The 20,112-nt window shown below is 71.8% G+C and carries 2 protein-coding genes; both read left to right on the top strand.

Annotated features, from left to right (window positions below; all coding sequences use genetic code 11):
* Nucleotides 1-32 precede the first annotated feature (32 nt).
* Entirely contained in the window at nucleotides 33-9,650 is a 9,618-nt protein-coding gene (locus J5X86_RS31875; protein WP_308124788.1) for a type I polyketide synthase, read from the top strand.
* Between the two features lie 57 nt (nucleotides 9,651-9,707).
* A complete protein-coding gene (locus J5X86_RS31880; protein WP_208520165.1) occupies nucleotides 9,708-20,066 on the top strand; it encodes a type I polyketide synthase in 10,359 nt (3,452 codons plus the stop codon).
* Nucleotides 20,067-20,112 lie beyond the last annotated feature (46 nt).

Raw genomic sequence — 20,112 nt, forward strand, 5'->3', positions numbered from 1 at the left:
AATTCACAGACGGTTTCAAGGGGCTGGCGATAGTGGCGGAAGACGAAAAACTCCTTGACTACCTCAAGAAGGTGACGGCAGACCTGCGTCAGGCTCGTCGGCAACTTCGACAGGTGGAGGAGCGGGACCGGGAGCCCATCGCCATCGTGGCGATGAGCTGCCGGTACCCCGGGGGCGTGAAGACGCCGGAGGAGCTGTGGCGGCTCGTCGCCGAGGGCGGCGATGCCATCACCGAGTTCCCTCCGGACCGGGGCTGGGACGTCGATGGCTTCTTCGACCCGGACTCGGAGCGATCCGGCACCTTCTCCGTCCGTGAGGGCGGATTCCTGGAAACCCCCGGCGACTTCGACCCCGGCTTCTTCTCCATGAGCCCGCGGGAGGCGCTCGCCACCGACCCCCAGCAGCGGCTGCTGCTGGAAACCGCCTGGGAGGCGTTCGAGCGCGCCGGAATCGACCCGGCGTCGGTGCGGGGCAGCCAGGCCGGTGTGTTCGTCGGCGCCTCGCCCTCCGGCTACGGCGCCGGAGTGAGCGAGATGCCCCCGGACGTGGAGGGGCTGATGCTCGCGGGCAACGCCACCTCCGTGGTCTCCGGGCGGGTGGCCTACACCCTGGGCCTCGAGGGGCCCGCCGTCACGGTGGACACCGCCTGTTCGTCGTCGCTGGTGGCCCTGCACTGGGCCTGCCAGGCGCTCCGTCAGGAGGAGTGCTCACTGGCCCTCGCGGGCGGCGTGGCCGTCATGTTCACCCCCAGCATGTTCGTCGAGTTCAGCCGCCAGGGCGGGCTGGCCCCCGACGGACGGTGCAAGGCGTTCGGCGCGGGCGCCGACGGCACGGGCTGGGCGGAGGGCGTGGGCCTGCTCCTCCTGGAGCGGCTCTCGGACGCCCGGCGCAACGGACACCCGGTGCTGGCCGTCATCCGGGGCTCGGCCATCAACCAGGACGGCGCGAGCAACGGGCTCACGGCGCCCAACGGCCCCTCGCAGCGGCGGGTGATCCGCCAGGCGCTGAGCAACGCGGGCCTGACACCGGTCGATGTGGACGCGGTGGAGGCGCACGGTACGGGTACGTCGCTGGGCGACCCGATCGAGGCGCAGGCGCTGATGGCCACCTACGGCAAGGACCGGCCGGAGGACAAGCCGCTGTGGCTGGGCTCGCTGAAGTCCAACATCGGCCACTCCCAGGCCGCCGCCGGTGTCGGTGGGGTCATCAAGATGGTGATGGCCATACGGAACGGCGTCCTGCCCAAGACACTCCACGCGGATGAGCCGTCCAGCCAGGTGGACTGGTCGGAGGGCGATATCCGGCTGCTGAACGAGTCCACCCCCTGGCCCGAGTCGGAGCAGCCCCGGCGGGCGGGCGTGTCCTCGTTCGGCATCAGCGGGACGAACGCGCACGCGATCCTGGAGCAGGCCCCGGAGGCCGAGGCGGCTCAGGAGGCCGAGGCCGAGGTCGCCGATGGCCCGGTGGCCTGGGTGGTGTCCGGCCGTAGCGCGGCCGGCCTGCGGGCCCAGGCGGGCAGCCTGCGGAAGTTCGTGGCCGAGCGCCCGGAGCTGGGCGCCGCCGATGTGGCGCTTTCGCTGGTGGCGTCCCGGTCGGTGTTCGAGCACCGTGGGGTGGTGACGGGGGCTGACCGTGAAGAGCTCCTGGAGCGGCTGGGCGCGCTGGCCGGGGACGAGATCGCCTCGGGTGTGACGCGTGGTGTGGCGGACGTGCGCGGCCGCTCGGTGTTCGTGTTCCCCGGCCAGGGGGCGCAGTGGGTCGGCATGACCGTGGGGCTGCTGGAGTCCTCGCCGGTCTTCGCGGAGGCGATCGGCGAGTGTGAGACGGCCCTGTCCGCTTACGTGGACTGGTCGCTGACGGATGTACTGCGCGGGGTTGACGGTGCCCCCGGTTTTGACCGGGTGGATGTGGTGCAGCCGGTGCTGTTCGCGGTGATGGTGTCGCTGGCGAAGCTGTGGCGTTCGGTGGGTGTCGAGCCCGATGCCGTGATGGGTCACAGCCAGGGCGAGATCGCGGCGGCGTGTGTGGCGGGTGCGTTGTCGCTTGAGGATGCCGCGAAGGTGGTCACCCTGCGGTCGCAGGCGATCGCGGTGGGTCTTGCGGGTCGTGGTGGCATGGTGTCGGTCGGCCTGTCGGCGGATGCGGCCAAGGAGCGTATTGCCGCCTGGGACGGTGCGATTTCCGTCGCGGCGGTCAACGGTCCCGGCTCGGTCGTGGTGTCGGGTGACCCGGGTGCGCTGGATGAGATGGTGGCCCAGCTTGAGGGCGAGGAGATCCGGGTCCGCCGGGTCCCGGTGGACTACGCCTCGCACTCCGCACACGTGGAGGCGATTCACGAGGAGCTGCTGAAGGTCCTGGCGGACCTTCAGCCGCGTTCGTCCGAGGTGCCGTTCTACTCGACGGTGACCGGTGAGCTGGTGGACACCGCCGGTCTGGACGCGGAGTACTGGTACCGCAACCTCCGCCAGACCGTCGAGCTGGAAGCCACCACCCGCGCACTCCTCGGCAAGGGACACACCACCTTCATCGAGGTGAGCCCGCACCCCGTGCTCGCCCTTCCCGTTCAGCAGACCGTCGAGGCCGCCGAGGCCCAGGCCGTGGTCGTGGGCACGCTGCGGCGTGACGAGGGTGGCCTGGAGCGGTTCCTGACCTCCGCCGCCGAGGTGTTCGCGCGCGGCAAGAAGGTCGACTGGCTCACCACCCTGGAGGGCCGTGGCGCCCGCCGTGTCGAGCTGCCGACCTACGCCTTCCAGCGCGAGCGCTACTGGCTGGACGGCTTCGGCCTGCCGCCCAGTGGAAGCGTGGCCGATGCCACCGGCTCCGTCGACGCGCGGTTCTGGGACGTGGTGGAGCGCCAGGACCTGGAGTCGCTGGCGGGGACGCTGGCCGTCGACAGTGAGGCGCCGCTGAGCGCGGTGCTGCCCGCCCTCTCCGCGTATCACCGCAACAACCGCGACCAGTCCACGATCGACGGCTGGCGCTATCGGGTGTCGTGGAAGCCGTTCTCCGACGTCGCCGACGGCTCGCTGTCGGGGACGTGGCTGGTGGTGGTTCCGGCATCCCGCGCCGAGGACGAACTGGTCTCCAACGTTGTCGCCGGGCTCGAGCGGCATGGCGCGGGCGTGGTCCCGGTCACGGTGGACGAGCGGGACCTCGACGCGGACGCGCTGGCGGAGCGGCTGCGCGAGGTGGCCGCGGAGACGCCCGAGCTGGGCGGTGTGCTGTCGCTGCTCGCCCTGGACGAGGAGCCCTGCCCGGGGTACCCGGCGCTGTCGGGCGGCTATGCGCTGACCCTGGTGCTGGTGCAGGCCATGGTCGAGGCCGAGATCCCGGCCCGGTTGTGGTGCGGTACGCGGGGCGCCGTGTCGGTGGGGCGTTCGGACCGGCTCACCAGCCCGGCACAGGCGATGGTCTGGGCGCTGGGCCGGGTGGCCGGGCTGGAGCTGGCACCGCTGTGGGGCGGTCTGGTGGATCTGCCCGAGTCGCTGGATGAGCGCGGTGCGGAGCGGCTGGCCGGTGTGCTGTCCGTCGAGGGCGGCGAGGACCAGGTCGCGGTGCGCGGCTCCGGTGTCTTCGCACGCCGTCTGGTGCGGTCGGCCGCGGCCGACGGCGACGGAACGACGTGGCGGGCGCGTGGCACGGTGCTGGTGACCGGCGGCACGGGCGGGCTCGGCGGCCAGGTGGCCCGCTGGCTGGTCCGTAGCGGTGCCGAGCACCTGGTGCTGACCAGCCGCCGCGGCCTCGAGGCCGAAGGCGCCGCCGAGTTGAAGGCGGAGCTGGAGGGCATGGGCGCCGAGGTGACGGTGGCCGCGTGCGACGCGGCGGACCGCGACGCGCTCGCCGCCGTCCTGGACGCCGTGCCGGAGCACCAGCCGCTCACCGGAGTGGTGCACGCGGCGGGCGTCACGATCGCGGCCTCCCTGCTGGAGACGGAGCTCGCGGACGCGGCGAGGGTGGTATCGGGCAAGGTGGCGGGCGCCGTCAACCTGGATGAGCTGCTCGGCGACCGTGAGCTCGACGCGTTCGTGGTCTTCTCGTCCATCTCCGGTATCTGGGGCGGCGGCAGCCAGGGCGTCTACGGTTCCGGAAACGCCTTCCTGGACGCGCTGGTGGAGCAGCGCCGTGCGCGGGGTCTCGCGGGCACCGCCGTCTCCTGGGGCCCGTGGGCCGAGGGCGGCATGGCGACCCGGGACGACGCGGGGGAGCAGCTGGCACGGCGCGGACTGCCCGCGATGGCACCCGAGTTGGCGATCGCCGCTCTGGAACGCGCGGTGGCCGGGGACGACGGTGTGGTGACGGTCGTGGACGTGGACTGGGAGCGGTTCGCGCCCTCGTTCACCGCGGTCCGGCCCAGCCCGTTCCTGAGCGACCTCGACGAGGTCCAGGCGCTGGAAACGAAGAGCGACGGTGGCGAGAGCGCCGACACCGCCGGGGCGCAGCTGCGTGAGCGGCTGAAGCCGCTCACCGAGGGCGAGCGGGACCGGGCACTGCTCGATCTGGTGCGCAAGCACGCCGCCTCCGTGCTCGGCTACGCCTCCGCGGAGATGGTCGAGCCGAACCGGGCCTTCCGTGATCTGGGCTTCGACTCGCTGACCGCGGTCGACCTGCGCAACCGGCTGACCGCCGAGACCGGTCTCAGCCTTCCCGCCACGCTGGTCTTCGACTACCCCAGCGCCTCGACGCTCGCGGCGCATCTGCGCACCGAGGTGCTCGGCACATCGTCCCTGGCGCTCACCGCCGGGTCCGGTGCCCCCGCCGGGTCCGGCGCGGACGACGAACCCATCGCGATCGTCTCCATGAGCTGCCGCTTCCCCGGTGGGGTGCGGAGCCCGGAGGACTTGTGGCAGTTGGTCGAGGGCGGCGGTGACGCCATCTCGTCGTTCCCGTCCGACCGCGGCTGGGACCTGTCGGGCATGTACGACCCGGACCCGGACCGGCCGGGCACGTTCTACGCCCGGGAAGGCGGATTCCTCTACGACGTGGGCGAGTTCGACCCCGGCTTCTTCGGGATCTCGCCCCGTGAGGCGCTGGCGACCGACCCGCAGCAGCGGCTGCTGCTGGAGACCTCCTGGGAGGCGTTCGAGCGGGCGGGCATCAACCCCACGACCGTGCGGGGCAGCCAGGTCGGCGTGTTCGTCGGCTTCTCGGGCTCCGGATACGGCACCAACCTCACGACGGTGCCCGAGGACGTCGAGGGCCATCTGCTGACGGGCAACGCCGGCAGCGTCGTCTCCGGCCGCCTCGCCTACACCTACGGCCTGGAGGGCCCCGCCGTCACGGTGGACACGGCCTGCTCGTCGTCGCTGGTGGCCCTGCATCTGGCCGCCCAGTCGCTGCGCCAGGGCGAATGCTCCATGGCGCTGGTCGGCGGCGTGACGGTGATGGCGACCCCGATGGCGTTCGTCGAGTTCAGCCGTCAGGGCGGGCTCGCGCCCGATGGCCGCTGCAAGCCGTTCGCGGCCGCGGCGGACGGTACGGGCTGGTCCGAGGGCGCCAACGTGCTGCTCGTGGAGCGGCTGTCGGACGCCCGGCGCAACGGTCACCAGGTGCTGGGCATCGTGCGGGGCTCCGCCGTGAACCAGGACGGTGCGAGCAACGGCCTGACGGCGCCCAACGGCCCGTCCCAGCAGCGGGTGATCCGTCAGGCGCTGGCCAACGCCGGGGTGTCGGCCGCCGAGGTGGACGCGGTCGAGGCCCACGGCACCGGTACGTCGCTGGGTGACCCGATCGAGGCACAGGCGCTGCTGGCCACCTACGGCAAGGAGCGGCCGGAGGGCCGCCCGCTGTGGCTGGGCGCGCTGAAGTCGAACATCGGTCACACTCAGGCCGCGTCCGGACTCGCCGGCGTCATCAAGATGGTCATGGCGATGCGGCACGGCGTGCTGCCGAAGACGCTGCACGTGGACGAGCCGTCGCCGCAGGTGGACTGGTCGGCGGGTGAGGTGCGGCTGCTGACCGAGGCCACCGCGTGGCCGGAGACGGGACAGCCGCGCCGGGCCGGCATCTCCGCGTTCGGCGTCAGCGGCACCAATGTGCACACCATCATCGAGCAGGCCCCGTCGGACGCCGATGACGCGCGACCGGCCGACGAGACGGTTCCCGACGACCGCGGCGAGGCTCCCTGGACGCTCTCCGCCCGGAGCGCGGACGGGCTGCGCGCCCAGGCGCGGCGGCTGCGGGCACATCTGACCGCACGGCCGGAGCTGAGCCTGAAGGACGTGGGCTACTCCCTTGTCGCCACCCGGTCGGTGTTCGAACACCGTGCCGTGCTGACGGGCACGGGCCGCGCGGAGCTGCTGCGCGGGCTCGAAGCCGTCGCCACCGGCGAGGAGGTTCCGGGGGTCGTGCGCTCGGTCGCCACTCCCACGGGCATCACGGCGTTCCTGTTCTCGGGCCAGGGCGCGCAGCGCCTCGGCATGGGCCGGGAGCTGTACGAGGCGTTCCCGGTGTTCGCCCGTGCGCTGGACGAGGTGTGCGCGCACCTGGACATGCTGCTGGATCGTCCGCTGCGGGATGTGATGTTCGCGGCGGAGGGCAGTGCGGACGCCGAACTGCTGGATCAGACGGCGTTCACCCAGCCCGCGCTGTTCGCCATCGAGGTGGCGTTGTTCCGGTTGCTGTCCGCGTGGGGTGTCACCCCGGATGTGGTGATCGGTCACTCCATCGGTGAGATCGCCGCCGCGCATGTGGCCGGGGTGTTCTCCCTGGAGGACGCCTGCACGCTGGTGGCCGCCCGTGGCCGCCTGATGCAGGCCCTTCCCGAGGGCGGCGCGATGGTCGCCATCGAGGCGTCCGAGGAAGAGCTCGCCGCGTCGCTCGCCGGTCGTGAGGCCGAGGTGAGCATCGCGGCCATCAACAGCCCGACCTCTGTCGTCATCGCCGGTGACGAGGAAGCGGCGATGGAGATCGCCGGACAGTGGGCGGAGCAGGGCCGTAAGACCCGTCAACTGCGGGTCAGCCACGCGTTCCACTCGCCCCGTATGGACGCGATGCTGGACGACTTCCGCAAGGTCGTCGAGGGGCTGTCGTTCGCCCCGCCCTCGATCGCGCTGGTCTCCAACGTGTCGGGCAAGTCGGCGGGTGCCGATGAGGTGTGCTCGCCGGAGTACTGGGTGCGGCACGTCCGGGAGTCGGTGCGCTTCCTGGACGGGATGCGCTCCCTCGAAACCGCGGGTGTGACCAGGTTCTTCGAGGTGGGCCCCGACGGCGTGCTTTCGGCGATGGCGCGCGAATGCCTGACGGCGGAGGAGGTTTCGGCTCCCGTCGTGGTGCCGGCGCTGCGCAAGGACCGCCCCGAGGCCCAGTCGCTGACCACGGCGCTGGCCGAACTTAATGTCCACGGCGTCACCGTCGAGTGGGAGGTCATGTTCGCCGGGCAGGACGTCCGGCGGGTCGAGCTGCCGACGTACGCGTTCCAGCGGCAGCGCTACTGGCTGGAGAACCCCGAGAGCGATGCCTCCGCCGCCCCCGCCTCCGTGGACTCGGTCGACGCCCGGTTCTGGGACGCGGTCGAGCGTGAGGACCTCGAGGCGCTGACCACCGCGCTGCACGTGGACGGAGACGCCTCGCTGACCGAGGTGCTGCCCGCCCTGTCGTCCTACCGCAAGGGCCATCGTGAGCGCTCCACGGTCGACGGCTGGCGCTACGAGATCGCGTGGACCCCGGTGTCCGAGCTCTCGGAGGGGGCGCTGACCGGGACCTGGATGATCATGGTTCCCCCGTCGCACGCCGACGACGAGCTGGTCACCTCAGCGGTGAACACGCTTGAGCGGCAGGGCGCGGAGGTGGCGCGGATCGTGCTCGACGGTGCCGTGGACATCGATCGCGCGGCGGTCGCCGAGCGGTTGCGCACGGCGGCCGAGGGCGCGTCGGACGGGGCCGTCAGCGGGGTGCTCTCTCTGCTGGCCCTGGACGAGAACCCCAGCCCCGACCACGCGGTTGTGCCGCGAGGACTCGCGCTGAACCTCATTGCCTTGCAGGCACTCGTGGACGCCGGTGTCGAGGCCCCGTTGTGGGTGGCCACGCGAGGTGCCGTGTCGGTGACCGGCTCCGACACCCTGCGCAGCGCCGCCCAGGCGCAGATGTGGGGCCTCGGCCGGGTCGCCGGTCTGGAGCACCCCCGGCTCTGGGGCGGTCTGGTCGACCTTCCGGAGACGCTGGACGAGCGGGCCGCGGACCGGCTGGCCGGTGTGCTGGGCGGCGGCGCGGGCGAGTTCGAGGACCAGGTGGCCGTGCGCACGTCCGGCGTGTTCACCCGGCGCCTGGTGCGGGCCGCTGCGCCGCAGACCTCGGCTCAGCCGTGGAGTGCGCGGGGCTCGGTGCTGGTGACCGGTGGCACCGGGGGAGTGGGCAGCCAGGTGGCCCGGTGGCTGGCGCGCGCCGGTGCCGAGCATCTGGTGCTGACCAGCCGCCGTGGCCTGGAGGCCGACGGGGCCGCCGAACTGCGTGACGAGCTCGTCGAGTTGGGCGCCGAGGTGACCGTCGCGGCATGCGACGCCGCCGACCGCGACGCCCTCGCCGCCGTACTGGCCGCCATCCCGGACCGGTACCCGCTGAACGCGGTCGTGCACGCGGCGGGTGTCCTGGACGACGGTGTCCTGGACTCGATGTCGGTGGAGCGGGTCGCGGGCGTGCTGCGTCCCAAGGTGGACGGGGCCCGCAATCTGCACGAGCTGACCGAGGGCCTCGACCTGTCCGCGTTCGTGCTGTTCTCCTCGCTCGCCGGAGCCATCGGCGGCGCCGGGCAGGGCAGTTACGCGGCGGCCAACGCCTACCTCGACGCCCTGGCGCAGCAGCGCCGGGCCCAGGGACTGGCGGCCACCTCGGTCGCCTGGGGCCCGTGGGCCGAGGGCGGCATGGCGGTCGACGGGGCGCTGGAGGAGCGGCTGCGGCGCGGCGGTATGGCCGCGATGACCCCGGAGCTGGCGGTCAAGGCCCTCCAGCAGGCCCTCGACCTGCGGGAGACGCACCTGGCCATCGCCGACCTCGACTGGGAGCGATTCGTACCCTCCTACGTCGCCGTTCGGGGCAGCCGACTGCTGGACGAGGTGCCCGAGGCGCGCCGGATCCTGGAAGCCGCGATCAGCGGTGGCACCGCGGCGCAGTTCGAGACCGGTGGCTCCGAACTGCGTGAGCGGCTCGCCGGAATGTCGGAGGCGGAGCAGGAACGAGCGCTGCTCGACCTGGTCACCACGCAGGTGGCGATGGTGCTGGGCTTCCCGTCGGTGGAGTTGGTCGAGTCCGAGCGGGCCTTCCGGGAACTCGGCTTCGACTCGCTGACCGCCGTCGAACTGCGCAACCGGCTGGACGCGGCGACGGGCCTGCGCCTGCCCGCGACGATCGTCTTCGACCACCCGACGCCCGTGGCGCTCGCCCGCCGCCTGCGTACCGACGTCGTCGAGGACGGGATCTCGGCGGCCGCACCGATCCTCGGCGAGCTGGACCGGATCGAAGCGGCGATGGCCACGATCTCCGCCGACGACGTGGACCGGCCGAGGATCACGACGCGCTTGCAGACGCTCCTTCTGAAGTGGGGAGAGGCGGAGCAGGATTCCAGCAATTCGGGCAAGAAGGCGGTTTCGGACAAGATTCAGTCGGCGACGTCGGACGAGATGTTCGACTTCATCGACAAGGAGCTTGGGATCTCCTGAGCTGGCGCGGTCGGTTCCCGAGGGTCGTTCCTTACTACTTCCATGGGTGACATAACAATGAACGAAGAGAAGCTTCTCGACTATCTCAAGCGGGTGACCGCGGATCTCCAGCAGACTCGCCAGCGCCTGCTCGAGGCCGAGTCAGCGGACCAGGAACCGATCGCGATCGTCGCCATGAGCTGCCGGTTCCCCGGAGGGGTGAACTCTCCGGAGGACCTGTGGCGCTTGGTGGCGGAGGGCACCGACGCGATTTCGGAATTCCCCATGGACCGTGGTTGGGACATCGACGCCCTCTACGACGAGGACCCGGACCGTCCCGGTACCAGCTATACGACCGAGGGCGGCTTCCTGGAGAACGCCGACCAGTTCGATCCGGCGTTCTTCGGGATCTCGCCGCGCGAGGCGCTGTCGATGGACCCGCAGCAGCGGCTGCTGCTGGAGACGTCGTGGGAGGCGTTCGAGCGGGCGGGCATCGACCCGATGTCCCTGCGGGGCAGCAGAACCGGCGTGTTCGTCGGAACCAACGGCCAGGACTACTCCATGCTCACGCTCGGTGCCGCCGAGACCGTGGAAGATGTCGAGGGCCACTCCGGCACGGGCAACGCGGCGAGCATCGTCTCCGGCCGGATCTCCTACACCATGGGTCTCGAGGGCCCGGCGCTCTCCGTGGACACGGCGTGCTCGTCGTCTCTCGTGACCCTGCACCTCGCCGTTCAGGCACTGCGCCAGCGCGAGTGCACGCTCGCGCTGGCCGGCGGCATCACGGTGATGTCCACGCCGTCGGCGTTCGTCCAGTTCAGCCGGCAGCGCGGCCTGGCGGCGGACGGCCGCTGCAAGCCGTTCGGGGCGGCGGCCGACGGCACCGGCTGGGGCGAGGGCGTCGGCATGCTGCTCGTGGAGCGGCTGTCGGACGCGCAGCGCAACGGCCACAAGGTGCTGGCCATCGTCCGGGGCTCGGCGATCAACCAGGACGGCGCGTCCAACGGCCTGACGGCGCCCAACGGCATATCGCAGCAGCGGGTCATCCGGCAGGCGCTGACCAGCGCCCGGCTGTCGGCCGCCGAGGTGGACGCGGTGGAGGCGCACGGTACGGGCACCACACTGGGTGACCCCATCGAGGCGCAGGCGCTGATGGCCACGTACGGGCAGGACCGGCCCGTGGACCAGCCGCTCTGGCTGGGCGGCATCAAGTCCAACATCGGTCATACGCAGGCCGCCGCCGGTGTCGCGGGCGTCATCAAGATGGTGATGGCCATGAGCGAGGGCGTGCTGCCGAAGACGCTCCACGCGGACGAGCCCTCGCCGCACATCGACTGGACCGGCGGCGCCGTCTCCCTGCTGCACGACTCGACCCCGTGGCCGGACCGGGACCACCCGCGCCGCGCCGCCGTGTCCTCGTTCGGCATGAGCGGCACCAACGCGCACACCATCCTGGAGCAGGCTCCGGAGGCCGAGCCGACCGAGGCCGCTGAGGCCGAGGCCGTCGACGGTCCGGTGGCGTGGGTGGTGTCGGGCCGAAGCGGGGAGGCGCTGCAGGCGCAGGCCGGACGACTGCGGGAGTTCCTCACGGAGCGCCCGGAGTTGAGCGTGGCGGACGTGTCCCTCTCGCTGGCCTCGACCAGGTCCGCCTTCGAGCACCGGGCCGTGGTGACCGGGGCCGACCGCGAGGAACTCCTCCAGCGTCTGGAGGCGGTCGCCGAGGACGCCACCACCTCGAACGGAGTGGTGCGGGGGAGGACCGGCGACGCCGGCCGTTCGGTGTTCGTGTTCCCGGGGCAGGGTGCGCAGTGGGTCGGTATGGCGGTGGGCTTGTTGAAGTCCTCGCCGGTGTTCGCGGAGGCGATCGGCGAGTGTGAGACCGCCCTGTCGGCTTACGTGGACTGGTCGCTGACGGATGTGCTGCGCGGTGCCGAGGGTGCTCCCGGTTTTGATCGGGTGGATGTGGTGCAGCCGGTGTTGTTCGCGGTGATGGTGTCGTTGGCGAAGTTGTGGCGTTCGGTGGGTGTGGAGCCGGATGCGGTGATGGGTCATAGCCAGGGTGAGATCGCCGCGGCGTGTGTGGCGGGTGCGTTGTCGCTGGAGGATGCCGCGAAGGTGGTGGCGTTGCGGTCGCAGGCGATCGCGGTGGGTCTTGCGGGGCGTGGTGGCATGGTGTCGGTCGGGCTGCCGGTCGACCAGGTCAGGGAGCGTATCGCCGCCTGGGACGGCGCGATCTCGGTCGCCGCGGTCAACGGCCCGGGGTCCGTTGTGGTCTCGGGTGATCCGGGTGCGCTGGATGAGATGGTCGCGCGGCTGGAGGGCGAGGAGGTCCGTGTTCGCCGGGTTCCGGTGGACTACGCCTCGCACTCCGCACACGTGGAGGCGATCCACGAGGAGCTGCTGAAGGTCCTGGCGGACCTTGAGCCGCGTTCCTCGGAGGTGCCGTTCTACTCGACGGTGCTCGGTGAGCTGGTGGACACGGCCGGTCTGGACGCGGAGTACTGGTACCGGAACCTGCGGCAGACCGTCGAACTGGAAGCCACCACCCGCAAGTTGCTGGATGACGGTCACACCGTGTTCATCGAGGCGAGCCCGCACCCGGTGCTCACCCTGCCGGTGCAGCAGACGGTGGAGGCCGCCGAGGCGCAGGCGGTGGTCGTGGGCACGCTGCGGCGTGACGAGGGCGGCCTGGAGCGGTTCCTGACCTCCGCCGCCGAGGTGTTCGTGCGTGGCGCCACGGTGGACTGGACCGCCATGCTCGAGGGCCGTGGCGCCCGCCGTGTCGAGCTGCCGACCTACGCCTTCCGGCGCCAGCGGTACTGGCTGGAGGTGTCGGCCGCGGAACTGCAGGCCACCGCCGACGGTCTCGCCGCGGACGCGGTGGACGCGCGCTTCTGGGAGGCGGTGGAGCGCGAGGACCTGGAGGCTCTGGTCCGCACCCTGGAGGTGGAGGACGAGGAGCAGCAGTCGTCGCTGACGGCGCTGCTTCCGGCGCTGTCGTCCTGGCGTCGTCAGCGGCGTGAGCAGAACACGGTGGACAGCTGGCGTTACAAGGTGGTCTGGAAGCCGCTGGCGGCCGCCACCGAGGCGGCCCTCTCGGGCACCTGGCTCGTCGTCCTCCCCGCGTCGCACGCCGACGATGCCCTCGTGACCGCCACGGTGAACGGCCTGGCGACGAGCGGTGCCGACGTCGTCCGGGTGGTGCTGGACGGATCGGGCAACGACCGCTGGACCGTGGCGGAGCGGCTGCAGGCGGCGCTTGGCGAGGCCGGTGTGGAGCCCTCGGGCGTGACGGGCGTGTTCTCGCTGCTCGGGCTGGATGAGTCGGGGCATGCGACGTTCGGTGTGGTGCCCGGTGGGCTGGCGGCCATGGTCGGGCTGGTCCAGGGGCTGGGTGACGCCGGTGTGGTGGCTCCGCTGTGGTGCGGCACCCGCGGTGCGGTGTCGGTGGGGCGCTCCGACCGTCTGGTGAACCCGGTGCAGGCGATGGTGTGGGGCCTGGGGCGGATCGTGGGAGTCGAGTACCCCCAGCGCTGGGGTGGTGCCGTCGATCTGCCCGAGACCATGGACGGCCGTGCGGTGGCCCGTCTGGCCGGAGTGCTGGCGGGCGCGGACGGCGAGGACCAGGTCGCGGTGCGCGGCTCCGGTGTGTTCGCCAAGCGCATGGTGCGGGCCACGGCGGCTGAGGACGCGGAGAACCGCGGGTCCTGGCAGGGCCGCGGTTCCGCGCTGGTCACCGGTGGTACGGGTGCGCTGGGTGGTCATGTCGCCCGTTGGCTGGCGCTTACCGGTATTGAGCATCTGGTGCTGACCAGCCGTAGTGGTATGGAGGCCGACGGCGCCGCCGAGTTGAAGGCGGAGCTGGAAGGGCTCGGTGCCCGGGTGACGGTGGCGGCGTGTGACGCCGCGGACCGTGAGGCGCTGGCCGCCGTGCTGGACGCGATTCCGCGGGAGTTCCCGCTGACGGCCGTGGTGCATACGGCCGGTGTGCTGGACGACGGTGTGGTGGACGCCCTCACGGTGCGCCGTGCGGCCGGGGTGCTGCGCCCGAAGGTGGACGCCACGCGGAATCTCCATGAGCTGACCGCTGGGATGGATCTGTCCGCCTTCGTGCTGTTCTCCTCCGGGGCGGGTACGCTGGGCGGTCCGGGGCAGGGCAGCTACGCGGCGGGTAACGCCTACCTCGACGCGCTGGCGTTGCAGCGGCGCGCGGACGGCCTTCCGGCCACGTCCATCGCCTGGGGCGCCTGGGCCGGAGGCGGCCTCGGATCCGGCGAGGTCGGCGAGCGGATGGACCGTTCCGGCATGGTCGGAATGGTGCCCGAGCTGGCGATCTCCGGTATGCAGCAGGCCCTTGAACTGGACGAGACGTTCGTGGTCATCGCCGAGATCGACTGGGATCGCTTCCAGCCGGAGTTCGTCGGTTCACGTCCGAGCGCGCTGTTCCGTGAGCTGCCCGAGCTGAACCGCCCCGGTGCCGCCACCGGCGCGGACAGCGGCGACGGCGACGACGCCATTTCCGAGCTGCGCCGGGAGATGGCGAAGCTGTCCCCCGCCGAGCAGCCCAAGCTCCTCCTGGAGCTGGTGCGCAACCAGGCCGCCGACGTCCTCGGTTACGACAGCGCGGATGCGGTGGAGGCCGACCGTGCCTTCCGCGACCTCGGCTTCGACTCGCTGACCGCCGTCGAGCTGCGCAACCGCCTCGGCGTGGTCACCGGCCTCCGACTGCCGGTCACCTGTGTCTTCGACTACCCGACCGCCACGGTTCTGGCCCGGTACCTGTACACCGAGATGTTCGGTGACCAACCGGTCGCCGAGGGCGCCGCCGCACCTGAGCGGCCGGACGTGCTCGACAAGCCCATGGCCACCGATGAGCCGATCGCCATCATCGGCATGAGCTGCCGGTTCCCCGGAGGGGTGAGCAGCCCCGAGGAGCTGTGGGACCTGGTGATGGCGGGTGCGGACGTGATCTCGGGATTCCCCGAGGACCGTGGCTGGGACATCGACGGTCTCTACGACCCGGACCCCGAGAAGTCCGGTACGAGCTACGTCCGGGCGGGCGGCTTCCTCGATGAGGTGGGCCACTTCGACCCGGCGTTCTTCGGGATCTCGCCCCGTGAGGCGATGGCGATCGACCCGCAGCAGCGGCTGCTGCTGGAGACCTCCTGGGAGGCGTTCGAGCGCGCCGACATCGACCCCGTGGCGCTGCGCGGAAGCCGGACCGGAGTCTTCGTCGGCTCCAACTACCACGACTACGGTTCGCGCATGGTGAGCGACGCCGAAGGAGTGGAGGGGTATCTCGGACTCGGCAGTGCCCCCAGCGTCTCCTCCGGCCGTATCTCCTACTCCTTCGGCTTCGAGGGGCCGGCCGTGACGGTGGACACCGCGTGTTCGTCGTCGCTGGTCGCCCTGCACCTGGCCTGCCAGTCGCTGCGGCAGGGCGAGTCCTCCGTGGCGCTGGCCGGCGGTGTGACGATCATGGCCACACCTGGCACGTTCGTCGAGTTCAGCGCCCAGCGCGTGCTGTCGTTCGACGGGCGGTGCAAGGCGTTCTCGGCGGATGCCGACGGCACCGGCTGGTCCGAGGGCGTGGGCATGCTGCTCGTCGAGCGGCTGTCGGACGCACAGCGCAACGGCCACAAGGTGCTGGCCGTCATCCGGGGTTCGGCCATCAACCAGGACGGTGCGTCCAACGGTCTGACGGCGCCCAACGGCCCGTCGCAGCAGCGGCTGATCGAGCAGACGCTGGCCGGCGCCCGGCTGGTCTCCGCCGACGTGGACGTGGTCGAGGCCCATGGCACCGGCACTCCCCTCGGTGACCCGATCGAGGCGCAGGCACTGCTGGCCACCTACGGCCAGGGCCGCCCCGAGGGCCAGCCGTTGCTGCTGGGCGCCATCAAGTCCAACATCGGTCATACGCAGGCCGCCGCCGGTGTCGCGGGTGTCATCAAGATGGTGATGGCCATGCGTGAGGGCACCCTTCCCAAGACGCTGCACGTGGATGAGGCGTCGCCACATGTGGACTGGTCGGCGGGCGACGTGGAGCTGCTGACCGAGGCGGTGCCCTGGCCAGAGCGGGACCACCCGCGCAGGGCGGCGGTGTCCGCGTTCGGCGTGAGCGGCACCAACGCGCACACGATCATCGAGCAGGCACCGGCCTCCGACGAGTCCGAGGCGCCGCGGGCCGAAGAGTCCCCGGACACCACCGCGGCCCCGGTGCCGTGGATCCTGTCCGGCCGGACCGACGCCGCCCTTCGGGGTCAGGCCGGGCGACTGCGTGACCAACTGGCCACGGCCACCGAAGAGTTCATGCCCACTGTGGACGTCGGCTATTCCCTGGCGATGAGCCGGTCTCTCTTCGACCACCGGGCCGCCCTGGTCGGCGAGGACCGCGCGGAGATGCTGCGTGGCCTCGAGGCCCTCGCGAAGGGCGAGACCGCGCCCGGCGTCGTACGCGGTGTGGCGGGCGCGGCCGGTAAGACGGCGTTCCTGTTCTCGGGCCAGGGTGCGCAGCGCCTCGGCATGGGCCGGGAGCTGTACGACGCCTTCCCGGTGTTCGCCGACGCGTGGGACGAGGTGTGCGCCCATCTCGACGGTCTGCTCGACCGCCCGCTGCGCGATGTGGTGTTCGCCGCGGAAGACAGTGCGGACGCCGGGCTGCTCGACCGGACGGCCTTCACTCAGCCCGCGCTCTTCGCGGTCGAGGTGGCGCTGTTCCGGCTGCTGGAGCACTGGGGCGTCGCGCCGGATGTGGTGATCGGCCACTCCATCGGCGAGATCGCCGCCGCACACGTGGCCGGGGTGTTCTCCCTGGAGGACGCGTGCTCGCTGGTGGCCGCCCGTGGCCGGCTGATGCAGGCGCTCCCCGAGGGCGGCGCCATGGTGGCGGTGCAGGCATCCGAGGACGAGATCGCTCCGGCACTCGCCGGTCGTGAGGCCGAGGTGAGCCTCGCCGCCGTCAACGGCCCCACCTCCGTGGTCATCGCGGGCGACGAGGCGCCGGTGCTGGAGATCGCCGCCGAGTGGGAGCGGCAGGGCCGTAAGATCCGCCGGCTGCGGGTCAGCCACGCGTTCCACTCGCCCCGTATGGACGCGATGCTCGGCGACTTCCGCAAGGTCGTCGAAGAGCTGTCGTTCGCCCGGCCGGCCATCGCCCTGGTCTCCAATGTGACGGGGCAGCCGGCCGCCCCGGACGAGGTGTGCTCCGCGGAGTACTGGGTCCGCCATGTGCGGGAGGCGGTGCGGTTCGCGGACGGCGTGCGGGCGCTCGAGGCGCAGGGCGTGTCCAGGTTCGTGGAGGTCGGTCCCGACGGCGTGCTCACCGCGATGGCGCGGGACTGCGTGGCGGACCAGCCCGAGGGCGCCTCCGCACCGGTACTGGTGCCGGTCCTGCGCAAGGACCGTCCCGAGACGCGGGCGCTGACCACGGCGCTGGCCGAGCTCCATGTCCATGGCATCGGAGTGGACTGGGAGCGGCTCTTCGCGGGACGTGACGCCCGGAAGGTCGAGCTGCCCACCTACGCCTTCCAGCGGGAACGCTACTGGCTGGAGGCTCTGTCGGCGTTCGCCAGCGATGTCACCGCCGTGGGGCTCGTCCCGCCGACGCATCCGCTGCTGGGCGCCGCCGTCGAACTGCCCGACGCGGACGGCTTCCTGTTCACCGGCCGCCTTTCGCCGCAGACGCACCCGTGGCTGGTCGACCACATGGTCCAGGACACGATCCTGCTGCCCGGCACCGCCTTCCTCGAACTGGCCCTGCACGCCGCCGACCAGGTGGGATGCGACCGGGTCGAGGAGCTGACCCTCACGGCGCCCCTGGCGCTGCCCGAACGGGGCGCGGTTCACCTCCAACTGGCGGTGGGCGGCCCGGACGAGAACGGCGCTCGCTCGCTGAACGTGTACTCCCGGCTGGAAGACTCCACCATGGAGCAGCCGTGGATCCAGCACGCCTCCGGCCTGCTCGCCCAGAGCGGCACGCCGGACGAGACCGGACAGGCCGACTTCGCCGTATGGCCCCCGGAGGGCGCGGAGCGGATCGACACCGAGAACGTCTACGACCGGATGGCCGCGGGCGGCTTCGCCTACGGCCCGCTCTTCCAGGGGCTGCGGTCGGTGTGGATCCGTGGCGACGAGGTCTTCGCCGAGGTGCGCCTGCCGGAGGAGAACGCCTCTGACGCCGGGCGGTTCGGCCTGCACCCGGCTCTGCTGGACGCGGCGATTCAGGCCGTCATGTTCGTACCCCAGGAGGAGGCGGGCCTCGCCAGGCTTCCGTTCTCCTGGACCGGTGTGTCCCTGCGGGCCACGGGCGCTTCGGAACTGAGGGTGCGCCTCAGCTCGCTCGGGCCCGACTCGATCGGCCTCGCGGTGGCCGACACCAGCGGCCGCGCCGTGGCCACGGCCGACTCCCTGGTGCTGCGGCTGGTCGCGGAGGGGCAGATCCAGTCGGTCGGCTCCCCGGCGGCCGGGCATGACTCGCTCTTCCGGCTGGACTGGACCCCCGTCCCCGTCGGTGCGCCGGCCCCCGCCTCCGAAGGCACCTGGGCCGTGCTGGGCACCGACGACCTGGGGGTGCTCTCCGGCTTTGCGGCCGAGGGCGCCGACGTGGCGTCGTACGCGGATCTGGCCGCGCTGCGCGAGGCGATCGACTCCGGGGCCACGGCGCCGGACGTCGTCATGGTGGCGGGCGCCGCGCAGGCGGTCGGCATCGACGACGGCGCGGACCTGGCGGGACGGGTGCGCGGCACCACGTACCGCGCGCTGGAGCTGGTGCGGACATGGGTCACTGATGAGCGGTTCGACGACTCCTACCTGGTGTTCGTGACCCGCGGCGCGATGGGTGCGCGCTCCTCCGACGAGGTGCGCACCCCGGCCGAGGCCGCCGTATGGGGCCTGGTGCGCTCCGCGCAGACCGAGCACCCCGGGAAGTTCCTCCTGGTGGACCTGGACCCGGAGGAGCACGGCGATGTGTCCTCGGCGCTGCGGACGGCGCTGACCGCCGAGGAGCCGCAGGTGGCCGTGCGCGACGGACGGGTGCTCGCGGCGCGCCTCGCCCGGGTGGCCCCGGCCGAGGACCGGCCCGAACCGGAGACCACGCCGTTCGACGGCCGTGGCACGGTGCTGATCACGGGTGGTACGGGTGGTCTGGGCGCGCTGTTGGCCCGCCATCTGGTGGTGGAGCACAAGGTTGAGCGTCTGGTGCTGACGAGTCGTCGTGGCGTGGAGGCGCCGGGTGCGGCGGAGTTGGTGGCGGAGCTGGCCGGGCTCGGTGCGCAGGCGCGGGCTGTGGCGTGTGATGTGGCCGATCGGGCGTCGGTGGAGAGTCTGCTGGCGGGTATCGGGTCGGAGCATCCGCTGTCCGCGGTGGTGCATGCGGCGGGTGTGCTGGATGACGGTGTGGTGGAGTCGCTGACGCCGGAGCGGGTGGACAAGGTGTTGCGTCCGAAGGTGGATGCCGCGCTGCACCTGCACGAGCTGACTCGCGACCTCGACCTTTCCGCCTTCGTGGTGTTCTCCTCGGCCTCCTCCAACTTCGGTGGCGGCGGCCAGGCCAACTACGCCGCGGCGAACGCCTTCCTGGACGCCCTGGCGCACCAGCGCCGCGCGCTCGGCCTTCCCGCGGTCTCCCTGGCCTGGGGCATGTGGGAGCAGCGCAGCGAGATGACCGGGGATCTGGGCGAGGCGGACCTCCAGCGCATCGCGCGGGCCGGGCTGAACGCGCTCAGCTCGGAAGAGGGCCTCGCGCTGTTCGACGACGCGCTCGGGGCCGATGAGACCGTGCTCGTGCCGACCCATGTGGACCTCGCCGCCCTGCGCGTCCAGGCCCGCACCGGTGAGGTGCCCGCTCTGCTGCGCGGCCTGGTGCGTGTCCCCCGGCGCCGGGTCACGGCGCCGGAGACCGCGCAGACCGGCACCGGATCGATGCGGGACCGCCTGGCCGGTCTCTCCGCGGCCGACCAGTACCGGGCTCTGCTGGACCTGGTGCGGGTGCAGGTGGCGACGGTCCTCGGCCATGGCTCGCCGGAAACGGTGGAGCCGGACATGGCCTTCAAGGACATGGGCTTCGACTCCCTGACCACGGTGGAACTGCGCAACCGGCTCAACGCGGAGACGGGTCTTCGACTGTCGGCCGTGCTGGTCTTCGACTACCCGACCCCCACGGCGCTGGTGGACCACCTGCGGGAGGAGCTCCTGCCGGACGGCGGCACGGGGGAGCCCGTGGTCTTCGCCGAGCTCGACAAGTTGGAGCCGCTGCTCTCCAACGTGATGGACGACGGTGAGACCCGCACGAAGGTGGCCGAGCGGTTGAAGGAGCTCCTGGAGAAGCTGGGCGAGGCTTCCGACGACGCCAACTCCACTGTCGAGATGGCCGAACGGATCGGGTCGTCCTCCAACGACGAGCTGTTCGACTTCATCGACAACGAGCTCGGGCTGTCCTGAACCGTTGTCCAGCGCCCTCTGACCCTGACTGTAGAGAAAGTGACGG

This window comes from Streptomyces sp. NEAU-YJ-81, assembly GCF_017592595.1.
GTDB classification, from domain to species: Bacteria; Actinomycetota; Actinomycetes; order Streptomycetales; family Streptomycetaceae; genus Streptomyces; species Streptomyces hygroscopicus_B.